The sequence below is a fragment of the Campylobacter estrildidarum genome (assembly GCF_005406205.1).
Classification (GTDB): Bacteria; Campylobacterota; Campylobacteria; order Campylobacterales; family Campylobacteraceae; genus Campylobacter_D; species Campylobacter_D estrildidarum.
Genome location: NZ_NXLZ01000011.1, coordinates 1 through 11827 on the forward strand (window position 1 = coordinate 1; position 11827 = coordinate 11827).

The following is an 11827-nucleotide window of genomic DNA, read 5'->3' on the forward strand; positions in this document are numbered from 1 at the left end:
TTAATTAAAACATAAATAAATAAATGCTAAAATCTAGACTCTAAAAATTTAAAATGTTGAAAATATTATTAAAAAAGGAGAGTAAATTTATATGAAAAAAATATTCAAATTTTTAACACTTGCATTTATTGCTCTATTGACAATTGCTTGCGGTAATGATTCTAATAAAGGCTCAACAGTTACAAATCTGAAGGTTGGGATTGCCCCAAATTATAAACCTTTTGATTATAAAATAGACTCTAAACTTACAGGATTTGATGTGGATTTAGTAGAAGAAATTGCTAAAAAAAATAATTTTAAAATTACTTGGGTTGAAGCTAATTTTGATGGTTTAATTCCAGCTTTAAAGGCAGAAAAAATAGATATGATTGCTTCTGGTATGAGTGCAACTGACGAGAGAAGACAAAATGTTGATTTTACCAAACCTTATTTTAAAAGTAAAAATCTTTATATTAAGTTAAAAGCTAATGATGCACTAAATTCAAAAAATGATTTAGAGGGCAAAAAAATAGGAGTAATGCTTGGAACCTTACAAGAAGATGCTGCAAAAAAAATTAAAGATGCAGAAATTCAAAGCAATAAAGATTTAAATATTGCAATTTTAGCATTAAAAAATAATAAAATAGATGCAATTGTAATGGATCAAGATGTAGCAAAAGGATTTCTTGCTGAAAATCCAGAATTGATAACTTTCTATCAAGAAGATGATGATAGTGAAGGCTTTAGTTTTGCTTTTGATAAAAATAAACATAAGGAAATTTTATCTCAATTTAATAAAAGTATAGATGAATTAAAAGCCGGTGGTTTCTATAAAAAACTTCTTGAAAAATATGGTCTGGAGTAATAAAGAAGTTTAGCTTTCGTTGTTTAAAAATATCTTTAATTTTTTTCTAAAAATTAAAGATATCTCTATCATTATAAAATTTAAGTAAATTAAAGCTATAATTTTAAAGTTTATCTTTCTAAGGAATAAATTATGCTTTATATTTATTATTGACAGAGATTTACAAAAATTAATTAAAACATAAATAAATAAATGCTAAAATCTAGACTCTAAAAATTTAAAATGTTGAAAATATTATTAAAAAAGGAGAGTAAATTTATATGAAAAAAATATTCAAATTTTTAACACTTGCATTTATTGCTCTATTGACAATTGCTTGCGGTAATGATTCTAATAAAGGCTCAACAGTTACAAATCTGAAGGTTGGGATTGCCCCAAATTATAAACCTTTTGATTATAAAATAGACTCTAAACTTACAGGATTTGATGTGGATTTAGTAGAAGAAATTGCTAAAAAAAATAATTTTAAAATTACTTGGGTTGAAGCTAATTTTGATGGTTTAATTCCAGCTTTAAAGGCAGAAAAAATAGATATGATTGCTTCTGGTATGAGTGCAACTGACGAGAGAAGACAAAATGTTGATTTTACCAAACCTTATTTTAAAAGTAAAAATCTTTATATTAAGTTAAAAGCTAATGATGCACTAAATTCAAAAAATGATTTAGAGGGCAAAAAAATAGGAGTAATGCTTGGAACCTTACAAGAAGATGCTGCAAAAAAAATTAAAGATGCAGAAATTCAAAGCAATAAAGATTTAAATATTGCAATTTTAGCATTAAAAAATAATAAAATAGATGCAATTGTAATGGATCAAGATGTAGCAAAAGGATTTCTTGCTGAAAATCCAGAATTGATAACTTTCTATCAAGAAGATGATGATAGTGAAGGCTTTAGTTTTGCTTTTGATAAAAATAAACATAAGGAAATTTTATCTCAATTTAATAAAAGTATAGATGAATTAAAAGCCGGTGGTTTCTATAAAAAACTTCTTGAAAAATATGGTCTGGAGTAATAAAGAAGTTTAGCTTTCGTTGTTTAAAAATATCTTTAATTTTTTTCTAAAAATTAAAGATATCTCTATCATTATAAAATTTAAGTAAATTAAAGCTATAATTTTAAAGTTTATCTTTCTAAGGAATAAATTATGCTTTATATTTACACAAAAGCACAAAATACTTTGGTTCAAAGAATTCACTTTAGTTTAAATAAAGGTATGCAAAAATTACCTGAGAATATTTTATGGATTGATTTACTTTATCCTGATGAGAATGAAATTACTTTTATTGCAAATCATTTCAATTTAGAATTTCCAACAAAAGAAGAAAGTGAAGAAATTGAACTTAGTGCTAAATATTGGGAAGATAACGCAACCATTACAATCAATGCTCATTTTTTAATAAGAGATTTTAAAAATCTTAAAGATGATGCAAGTCCCATCAAACTTAACACGGAAATAGTTACTTTTACCACAACTAGAAATATCTTATTTACAATAAGATATAATGAATTTAGCACTTTTGAAGAAATTCAAGCAAGAATTCTCGCAAGTCCTAAAAATTTTGAAGATGGTTATGATATCATAGATAAAATGTTTGAAGTACGTGTAGAAAAAGACGCGGACTTATTAGAATGGGTAGACAAAGAAGCAAGACACTTAAGAATAAATGTTTTTAAAAAGAAGAGTGAATATAGTTACGATGAAATGCTCAAAGATATTTCAAACTTGCAAGAATTAAATATGCGTGTAAGAGATTCTTTATTTGATAAACGCAGAGCTATAACTTCTTTGTTAAAAAGCGATAAAATCGATAAAGACATCAAACAAAATTTAACTATAGTTCTTAAGGACTTAAATTCCTTGGTGGAATTTAGTGTTTCTCAGCTTAATATCTTGGATAATATACAAACTATACTAGCAAGTCAAATAAATATAGAACAAAATAAAATTATTAAACTTTTTACTGTCGCAACAGTTGCTATGATGCCACCGACTTTAATCGGAACAATCTATGGAATGAATTTTAAATTTATGCCTGAACTTGAGCTTCATTATGCTTACCCTATTATACTTTTTATTATGATTGTTTCTATTATATTACCTGTAGTTTTTTTCAAAAAAAAAGGATGGCTTTAAAAAGGAGAAAATATGGACATAGTTAAAATTGGAATTTTAACTCTTAGCGATCGTGCTAGTAGTGGAATATATGAAGATAAAGCAACAAGCGAAATTGAAAGAATATTAAATTTATACATAAAAAATGAAATTAATTATTGTAAAGAACTAATCCCTGATGATTATGACTTGATTATAAAAAAACTGATTTATTTGACTGATGAGCAAAAATGTGATTTGATTATTACAAGTGGAGGTACAGGACCAGCTTTGCGTGATGTAACTCCAGAAGCTACTGAAGCAGTATGTGATAAGATGATACCTGGATTTGGTGAATTAATGCGTTTTGAAAGTTTAAAATTTGTTCCTACTGCCATACTTTCAAGACAAACAGCAGGAATTCGCAATCAAACCCTTATTATCAATCTTCCTGGAAATCCTAAAGCCATAGCAGAATGCTTACAACCTGTATTTCCAGCTATTCCGTATTGTTTAGATTTAATTGGTAGTTCTTATATAGAAAATAATGAAGAAGTTATTAATGTATTTCGCCCAAAGAAAAAATGCTAATGATTAATATTTATTAGCTTTAATAAGTTTGCTTAGTTGCCTAGCGAGTAAACTTGCCGAATCCTCGTTTTTGCTAATTTTTTGAATTTTTTTTGTAAATTCAAAAAGTCTATCGTCTAAAATCGCATCATTAAATGAAACTTTAGCTTTTAAAATCTGTTTTTGAGTAGTTTTTTTCTTAAACATTTTAGCCCTTAAAATAATTAAAAAATTTTATACCTACTATTATAAGAATAAAATTCTTAAAAATTATTAACTTTATTTCATTAATTTTAAGTTAAAATTGTCAAAAAAATGTCTTTATTGAAAGGAAAAATATGATTTTAATTGCAATTTTATTTCTTTATATAATTTTATTATCTTTAATTTCTTACAAACAAATTTATTTTTTAAAGCAAGAGAGATGCAAGAAGGCTCAAATTTTAAGCGAAAATGAGTATATAACTGCTGCTAATATTGCTATAGAAAACGAGAAATTTAAATTATTCTCTAATTTATATACATTTATAGTCAATGTCTGTTGGATTTGGTTTGGTTTTTACTATCTTAAAGAATTTTTTATTGAGACTAATTCACGATTTGAAAACACTTTATTTTTATTAGCATTTTTACTTATAACAGGCCTTGTGAATTTACCTATTAATTTATATGAAAACTTTATCAAAGATAAAGCTCACGGATTTTCTAATATGACTCTAAAAATTTTTATTCAAGATTTTTTCAAGACTATTCTTCTAACACTAATATTTGGTTTTTTGATCATTTATGCTTTGCTTTTTTGTTACGATTTTTTTAATTCAATATGGTGGATTGCTGCTTTTATTTTTTCATTTCTTGTTATTTTGATTATAAATCTTATTTATCCTACCCTAATTGCTCCTATTTTCAATAAAGTTCAAAAACTAGAAGATGAAAATTTACAAAACAAAATTTCATCTTTAATGACAAAATGCGGTTTTCAAGCAAATGGTATTTACGTAATAGATGCGAGTAAAAGAGATAAAAGACTTAATGCTTATTTTGGAGGTCTTTTTAAAAGCAAAAGAGTAGTGCTTTTTGATACCCTAATAAAAGCTTTAAATGAAAGAGAACTTTTAGCCGTTTTAGGGCACGAACTTGGACATTTTGTTCATAAAGATATTTTAAAAAATTTATTCAATAGTGCTTTTATGGTTTTTTTACTTTTTTTTGTTTTTGCACACTTACCTCAAAATTTATATATAGAAGCTCATCTAGAAAATGTTAATGCTCGAGTATTCGCATTATTATTAATTTTTGGTAATATTTTTACTTTTTTAATCTCACCTTTATTGAATTTTATGAGTAGAAAAAATGAATTTGCTGCTGATTTACACGGAGCTAAAGTTACAAACAAAGAAGATATGAAAAATGCACTTTTAGCACTAGCTAAAGAAAATAAAGCCTTTGTTAAAATGAGTAAAATCTATACTTTTTTTTATCTTAGCCATCCAAGCATTTATGATAGAATTAAGGCTCTTTCTTGATTATAAAAGAGGTAATAAAACAAGCAAAAACTAAGCTTCTTAATCATAAAGATGAAGCTATTTTTATACTTTGCGAGTATTTAAAAAAAGACAAAACTTGGCTTTTTTTAAATCAAGATTTTGATTTTAATCCAAAAGATTATTTTAAACTCATAGATCGTTTTAGCAAAGGAGAACCTTTTGAATACCTTTTTAAAAAGGCAAATTTTTGGGGTTTAGAATTTAAAATAGACAAAGGAGTATTAATTCCTAGATATGATAGCGAAATATTGCTTTCTCAAATTTTACATTTGTGTAAAACATATCAATTTGAAAATATTTTAGAAATAGGATTTGGTAGTGGAATTTTAAGTATTATTTTAGCTAAAGAATTAGGAATTTATATCACAGCTTGTGACATTAGCCCAAAAGCCTTAAAAATTGCTAAAGAAAATGCAAAGATTTATGGAGTTGAAAAGCAAATCGATTTTAAACTTTGTGATTTTTCCACATTAAAAGATAATTATGATTTTATTTTTTCAAATCCTCCCTATATAAAAAATTCCTACCCTATAGATATTTGGGTACAAAGTGAACCAAGAGAAGCTTTATTTGGTGGAGAAGAGGGATACGAAATTTTAGAAAAAATAATTAAATTTAGCCAACTTAAAAACGTAAAATTTTTAGCTTGTGAATTTGGCTACGATCAAAAAGAAATTTTAAATAAAATTTTAAATAGATATGGTTTTGAAGGCTTATTTTTTAAAGATGAACTCGGATACAATCGTGCTTTTGTTGCTAAATTTACCAAGTGGTAAATTTGCTTTGTTAAGATGTAGGTATAAAAATTAATTTTGGAGTATATCTTGTTAAAAGCTATTAATTTATTCTTGCTTGCAAGTATGATAGGTATCGAGCTGATAATTGGAATTGTTGTCGCACCTATAATTTTTTATCCACAAAATTTTATCGGAGAAGGCATTTTGAGTCATTTTCAAAGCGGAATTTTGATGACACAAATTTTTATAAAAATGGGACAATTATTGATTATTATTTCAACTATAAATGTATTATTTGAAATTTTATCTTGTTTTAAAGTTCAAGTTAAATTTCAGTTAAAATTTTCAAAACTAATACTAAGTATACTGATTTTGATATTAAGTTTAGTATTTGTATTTTATTTCACAAATCAAATTATCTCTATGCAGACCTTAGGAGAACAAGCTACTAGTAGTTCTGATTTTGCAAGTATTCATAATGCAAGTGAAATTACAATTAAAATTATTCTAATAATGCAAATATTTTTATATTTTTTAAGCTTTAAAATAGTAAAAAAATGATATAGTATTAAGATTAAAACGATAAGGAGTAAGCTATGGTAATCTCTGATGCTACTATGATGCAACAAAATTATTACTTAGATAATGCTAAAAAGTCTAGCGATAAGGCTTTAGAAAATATTGCCGCAGTTCGTGCCATCAGTGGAGTTGATAGTGCAAATTTAGCGATTGCTGATTCATTAAGATCTCAATCAAGCACTATAGATCAAGGTGTTGCAAATGCTTATGATGCAATTGGAGTTTTGCAAATTGCTGATGCTAGCTTAACTAATATTTCTCAAAGTGCTGATAGGTTGAATGAGCTTTCAGTTAGAATGAATAATGCTGCTTTGAATGATTCTCAAAAAGGTATGCTAAGAACAGAAGCTACGCGCATACAAGATTCTATTAATGATTCTTTTAACAATGCGACTTATAATGGAAAGAATGTATTTCAAACTATGGATTTTGTTGTAGGCAGCGGAACTGAAACAACAAATTTAAATTCGCTTTCTACAGATGAACTTAGCATAGATGATCAAAGTAGTATTGCTACCTTTATGGATCAACTTGGCAGCCTTAGAAGTGAAATTGGATCTGGTATTAATGCTATAACTTCCAATATTAATGCTAGTGTACAAAATAGCATAAATACAAAGGCAGCTGAAAACAATTTACTAAATAACGATATGGCGCAAAATGTCAATGATTTTAATGCCAATTATCTAAAAGAAAATGCTGCTGCTTTTGTAGCTGCTCAATCAAATATGCAATTACAAAATAAAATTGCAAATTTGTTACAATAATAGCTTTAGAAAAATTTATTTAGAGTCCTTCTTCAGGACTCTAGCTTAAAAATATATGAAACTTAATGAGATCTTTGAAAAAACAAAAAATGTTCGCTTGATTGCTGCAAGTAAGTATGTTGATTCTGGTACAATTAAAAATTTTTTTCATCTAGGAATTGATCATTTTGGAGAAAATCAAGTTCAAGCTCTAGCTCAAAAAAAAGAAATTCTTGATAATCAAAATTTAGATATTAAATGGCATTTTATAGGAACATTACAAAGCAATAAAATCAATCTTTTGATTAAACAAAAACCTATACTTTGGCAATCTTGTAATGGTTTAAAAATTGCAGAAGCTGTAAATAAAAGACTTGATTATAAGCTTGATACTTTACTCGAAATCAATAGTGCTTATGAAACAAGCAAAAGTGGAATTGAACTAAATAAAGCAATAGAAGAATATTTGCAAATTCAAGAAAAATGCCCAAAATTAAATCTTTGTGGAGTTATGAGTATAGGACAACATAGCAAGAATCAAAAGGAAATAAAACAAAGCTTTGAAGAAACATTTAAAATTTATGAAGCATTGCAAAAATATGGAGCCAAAATTTGCTCCATGGGAATGAGCAACGATTTTGAATTAGCAATAAAATGTGGCTCAAATATGGTTAGATTAGGAAGTATTCTATTTAAAAATTAAAAACTATCCTACATATTTTTCCATAATTTTTTGGCTAATACTTTCAGAAATTATGAAATCAGTATGATAAAGCAAACACGAGCCAGTGCTAATAATTTTTAAAACAAGTTTTTTATTTCCTTTTTCGTTTGGGTTATGGGCATTTCTTGCTATATCATGAATTTCATAAATAAGTTCTCGATTTAATCTCGAAAGATCTAATTCAATAATATTATTTTCAAATTCTTTAGGTTCAGCTGTAAATTCTTTATCATCAGGATTTTTTTTGTTTATAAATTTTTTAATTGCCTTAAAATCTTTTTCATTTAATTCTTCTATTTTTTTAATTGATCTTAGAGAAAAACTATCTATTTTACCTTCGTCTGATTTATAATTTAATAAAAATCCATAAGCTTCATTTTTAAGATTTTGATCTTTAAATATATTCTCTATTTCTTCTATATTGGATTCAAAGACAGTAACATCGAAAGTGGAGTAAAAATCTAAAATTTCAAGTTTTCCATAGCGTTTATTATTTTTGCTCATCATAGTTTTAAAATTTTCAATTTTACCTATGCTTAAAATTTCACCGTTGCCTTTAAGAGAAGTAAAATCAATACTCTTTATATAATCAATATTTTTGAATTTTTCATAAAAACGATCTAATGGGTGTCCTGAAACATAAATTCCTAAAATTTCTTTTTCAAAATCAAGCTTCTCTATAATTTCAAATTCTTCATTTTTAACTAACAAATTCGCTTGTAAGCCTGTAGAAAGTTCATCTTCTCCAAAAAGAGAACTGGCTGCATTTTTTCTTATTTCAGACATTTTGCGAGAACTTTCTGAAAGATTTTCTAAATTATCGAATAGGCATTTTCTTGTATAACCAAATTCATCAAAGGCCCCTGCTTTGATAAGACTTTCCAAAGTTCTTTTGTTAATTTTAGCAGGTTCAATTCTATTTAAAAAATCGTTTATATCTTTAAATTCTCCACGTTCTCTTACTTCAAGTAAATTTTCAACCGCAGGAATTCCCACACTCTTAATAGCGCCGAGTCCATAAACAATAGCATCTCTCCCATCTTCTTGTTCTACCGCACTAAATTCACGTATGGCCTTATTAATAGAAGGAGGTAAAAGTTTAATATTCATTTTTTTCATCTCATCAATATAAACAGCTATCTTATCTACATTATTTTCTTCGCTAGTAAGTAAAGCTGCCATAAATTCGCTAGGATAATAAGTTTTCAAATAAGCGGTTTGAAAAGTGATAAGTGCATAAGCTGCAGAATGTGATTTATTAAAACCATAACCTGCAAATTTAACAATTAATTCCCAAAGTTCTTCTGCTTTTGTTCGATCATATCCTTGTTTTTGGGCTCCATCAGCAAATTCACTTTTAAGTTTTTTCATCTTTTCAGGATCTTTTTTACCCATAGCACGACGGACAACATCAGCACCACCTAAAGAAAATCCGCCTATGATTTGCACTATTTGCATAACCTGTTCTTGATAAACTATAACACCGTAAGTTGGCTCAAGAATCTCCTTTAATTCATTAAAAGGATATTCTATTTTTTTAAGACCATGCTTTCTATCTATGAAATCATCGAGCATTCCAGATTCCATAGGCCCTGGGCGATAAAGTGCCAAAACTGCGATAATATCTTCAAAGCGTTCCGGTTTTAATCTTGCGTTTAAGCTTTGCATTCCACCTGATTCTATTTGGAAAATTCCTAAAGTATTTCCACTTTGTATTGTTTTATAAACTTTAATATCATTTAAATCAATACTTTCCCAAAGTATGTCTTTATTGTAACGTTTCTTTATAAGTTTGATTGCATTATCTATTAAAGTTAAGGTCTTCAAGCCTAAAAAGTCAAATTTGATTAAATCTACATCCTCTAAATGATCCTTGGAATATTGAGTTACTAAATGTCTTTCATCATTCTTGCTTTGTCTAAAAAGAGGTGTTTTTTTCCATAAACTTTCATTAGAAATCACTACTCCAGCCGCATGCATACCTGCATTACGATTAAGTCCCTCTAAAGCTTTAGCATACTCCCATACCTCATGACCTTTGGGATGGTGTTCTATAAATTCTTTAATTTTTGGTTCTTTATTATAAGCTGAATCTAAAGTAATTTTAAGTTCTTCAGGGATTAATTTTGCAAGCTCATCTGCATCAGAAATACTCATATCACAAACTCTTGCAACATCTCTAATAACTCCACGTGCCAAAAGCTTACCAAAAGTAATAACTTGAGCCACTTTATCAGCTCCATATTTATCAATAACATAATCGATAACCTCACCTCTTCGATCTTGGCAAAAATCAACATCAATATCAGGCATTGAAACACGCTCGGGATTTAAAAAGCGCTCAAAAAGTAAATTATAAGGGATAGGATCTAAATCTGTAATCTTTAAAGCATACGAGACTAAACTTCCAGCGGCCGATCCTCTTCCAGGACCTACTGGAATTCCTTTATCTTTTGCCATTTTGATAAAATCATGAACTATAAGCATATAACCAGAAAATTTCATATTTTTAATAATTTTAATCTCAAGCTCTAGTCTATCTTTATAATTTTGGTGTTTATCCTTATCTATAAATTCAAGTCTTTCATTTAAACCTTTACGACACAAAGTTTCAAAAACTATATCATCATTATCGAAATTAAATTCTTCTTCTTTACAAGGTAAATCAATATCGTATTCCTTGGCATATTCTCTTGCAAATTTAAAATTTGGAGGAGTTGGATTTCCTAAATTAAGTTCAAGATTGCATTTATTGGCAATTTCTTGTGTGTTTTCAATAGCCTCTGGTATATCAGCAAAAAGCTCATTCATTTGTGCTGGGGATTTTACATAAAACTCATGTACACTATGACGTAAGCGATCAGGATCATTAAGCTTTTTACCCATAGCAATACACATAAAAACTTCATGTGCAGCAGCCCTTTCTTTGAAGGTATAATGAGTATCATTTGTGGCAATTATTTTGATATTTAATTCTTTAGAAAGTCTTATAATATCATCATCTATCATTCTTTGATCGTTAATGCCATGACGCATTATTTCTAAATAAAAGTCATCTCCAAAAACACTTTTATACCATAAAGCAGCTTCTTTTGCTGCTTCATAACCTTTGGATCCAAAACGAACATTTCTCTCGCTATAAACATTTAAATGCCAATTAACTTCCCCTTGTAAACAAGCTGATGAACAAATTAGTCCTTCACTGTGTTTTTCTAAAAGTTTTTTATTGATACGCGGATAATAATACAAGCCTTTGATATAACTTTGAGAGCTTAAATACATTAAATTTTGATATCCAACTTCATTTTTTGCATATAAACAAAGATGGAAACGCTGACGAGAACTTTTATCAGAAATATCTTCATGATTATGCAAATACGCCTCGATACCTATAATAGGCTTTAAGCCTTCTGAACGCATAGTTTGATAAAAATCAATTGCTCCAAACATATTGCCATGGTCTGTCATCGCTACACTTGTAGCACCTTGTTCTTTTAAAGTTTTAGCTAATTCTTTAAGTTTATTCGCCCCATCAAGCAAAGAATATTCGGTATGTAAATGCAAATGCGTAAATTGACTCATTATTTATCCTTAAAATTCTATAGCGCCTTATAACAAAATTATATTTTTTTATCCCTGAATTTCTAAGAAATTATTTTTTAAATTTAAAATCAAGATAAATTCTAATATAATGATGTCAAAATATATAAGAAAGGTGAAGTACAAAAATGGAAATTAAAATTATCTATTGCAATCTTTGAAATTATCGCCCACAAGCTGCAAGGGTTGCAGAAGAATTAAAAAGTAATTTTAAAGATGTCAAAGTTGAATTTGTAATTGGAAATAAAGGTGATTTTATCGTAGAAATTGATTCTAAAATTATTTTTTCCAAAATGCAATTGATAAATTGTGAAAGCGAAAGGTTTCCTTACGATGGAGAGATAAGCAAGCTAATTAATAAAGCATAAATCTTTATGCTTTATTAAT

12 protein-coding genes are annotated in these 11827 nt (G+C 27.6%); 10 read left to right on the forward strand and 2 right to left on the reverse strand.

The window, feature by feature from the left end:
- Positions 1-91: 91 nt before the first annotated feature.
- From CQA69_RS06415 to mog, 4 genes are all read left to right on the forward strand, one after another.
- Complete coding sequence (locus tag CQA69_RS06415; protein ID WP_137620965.1) at positions 92-844, forward strand: transporter substrate-binding domain-containing protein; 753 nt, start codon at positions 92-94, stop codon at positions 842-844.
- A gap of 260 nt (positions 845-1104) precedes the next feature.
- Positions 1105-1857 carry a transporter substrate-binding domain-containing protein gene (locus CQA69_RS06420; RefSeq protein WP_137620965.1) on the forward strand — a complete coding sequence of 251 codons (753 nt, stop codon included), beginning with the start codon at positions 1105-1107 and terminating at the stop codon, positions 1855-1857.
- Positions 1858-1989: 132 nt separating this feature from the next.
- Positions 1990-2979 (forward strand): magnesium/cobalt transporter CorA, encoded by a 990-nt coding sequence (gene corA, locus CQA69_RS06425; RefSeq protein WP_137620966.1) that lies wholly within the window; start codon positions 1990-1992, stop codon positions 2977-2979.
- 12 nt (positions 2980-2991) lie between these two features.
- On the forward strand, positions 2992-3528 hold the full coding sequence (mog, locus tag CQA69_RS06430; protein WP_137620967.1) for a molybdopterin adenylyltransferase: 537 nt from the start codon (positions 2992-2994) through the stop codon (positions 3526-3528).
- A gap of 3 nt (positions 3529-3531) precedes the next feature.
- Here the strand turns inward: mog and CQA69_RS06435 are convergent, their stop codons facing one another.
- Complete coding sequence (locus CQA69_RS06435; protein WP_137620968.1) at positions 3532-3714, reverse strand: molybdenum cofactor biosynthesis protein; 183 nt, start codon at positions 3712-3714, stop codon at positions 3532-3534.
- A gap of 131 nt (positions 3715-3845) precedes the next feature.
- Between CQA69_RS06435 and CQA69_RS06440 the strand changes: the two genes are divergently transcribed.
- The 5 genes from CQA69_RS06440 (at position 3846) to CQA69_RS06460 (ending at position 7819) form a co-directional block, all read left to right on the forward strand.
- Positions 3846-5033, forward strand: coding sequence for a M48 family metallopeptidase (locus CQA69_RS06440; RefSeq protein WP_137620969.1), 1188 nt, complete (start codon positions 3846-3848; stop codon positions 5031-5033).
- A complete protein-coding gene (locus tag CQA69_RS06445) occupies positions 5030-5830 on the forward strand; it encodes a HemK/PrmC family methyltransferase (protein ID WP_137620970.1) in 801 nt (266 codons plus the stop codon). The genes CQA69_RS06440 and CQA69_RS06445 overlap by 4 nt, the downstream gene beginning before the upstream one ends.
- A gap of 84 nt (positions 5831-5914) precedes the next feature.
- Positions 5915-6352: a DUF4149 domain-containing protein gene (locus CQA69_RS06450; protein ID WP_137621031.1), complete on the forward strand. Its 438-nt coding sequence runs from the start codon at positions 5915-5917 to the stop codon at positions 6350-6352.
- A 35-nt stretch (positions 6353-6387) separates the two neighbouring features.
- Positions 6388-7137, forward strand: coding sequence for a flagellin C (gene flaC, locus CQA69_RS06455; RefSeq protein ID WP_137620971.1), 750 nt, complete (start codon positions 6388-6390; stop codon positions 7135-7137).
- 55 nt (positions 7138-7192) lie between these two features.
- Complete coding sequence (locus tag CQA69_RS06460; protein ID WP_137620972.1) at positions 7193-7819, forward strand: YggS family pyridoxal phosphate-dependent enzyme; 627 nt, start codon at positions 7193-7195, stop codon at positions 7817-7819.
- A 3-nt stretch (positions 7820-7822) separates the two neighbouring features.
- Here CQA69_RS06460 and dnaE read toward each other — a convergent pair whose 3' ends face one another.
- The gene (dnaE, locus tag CQA69_RS06465) at positions 7823-11422 is read right to left on the reverse strand and encodes a DNA polymerase III subunit alpha (protein ID WP_137620973.1); all 3600 of its coding nucleotides are present in this window, start codon (positions 11420-11422) and stop codon (positions 7823-7825) included.
- Positions 11423-11568: 146 nt separating this feature from the next.
- Between dnaE and CQA69_RS09285 the strand changes: the two genes are divergently transcribed.
- Positions 11569-11808 (forward strand): SelT/SelW/SelH family (seleno)protein, encoded by a 240-nt coding sequence (locus CQA69_RS09285; protein WP_281275586.1) that lies wholly within the window; start codon positions 11569-11571, stop codon positions 11806-11808.
- The last annotated feature ends 19 nt before the right edge of the window (positions 11809-11827 follow it).

Excerpts from the sequence above, each read along its gene's own strand:
- CQA69_RS06415 (WP_137620965.1), top strand. The coding sequence starts at position 92 with ATGAAAAAAATATTCAAATTTTTAACACTTGCATTTATTGCTCTATTG.
- CQA69_RS06420 (WP_137620965.1), top strand. The coding sequence starts at position 1,105 with ATGAAAAAAATATTCAAATTTTTAACACTTGCATTTATTGCTCTATTG.
- corA (WP_137620966.1), top strand. The coding sequence starts at position 1,990 with ATGCTTTATATTTACACAAAAGCACAAAATACTTTGGTTCAAAGAATT.
- mog (WP_137620967.1), top strand. The coding sequence starts at position 2,992 with ATGGACATAGTTAAAATTGGAATTTTAACTCTTAGCGATCGTGCTAGT.
- CQA69_RS06435 (WP_137620968.1), bottom strand. The coding sequence starts at position 3,714 with ATGTTTAAGAAAAAAACTACTCAAAAACAGATTTTAAAAGCTAAAGTT.
- CQA69_RS06440 (WP_137620969.1), top strand. The coding sequence starts at position 3,846 with ATGATTTTAATTGCAATTTTATTTCTTTATATAATTTTATTATCTTTA.
- CQA69_RS06450 (WP_137621031.1), top strand. The coding sequence starts at position 5,915 with ATGATAGGTATCGAGCTGATAATTGGAATTGTTGTCGCACCTATAATT.
- flaC (WP_137620971.1), top strand. The coding sequence starts at position 6,388 with ATGGTAATCTCTGATGCTACTATGATGCAACAAAATTATTACTTAGAT.
- CQA69_RS06460 (WP_137620972.1), top strand. The coding sequence starts at position 7,193 with ATGAAACTTAATGAGATCTTTGAAAAAACAAAAAATGTTCGCTTGATT.
- dnaE (WP_137620973.1), bottom strand. The coding sequence starts at position 11,422 with ATGAGTCAATTTACGCATTTGCATTTACATACCGAATATTCTTTGCTT.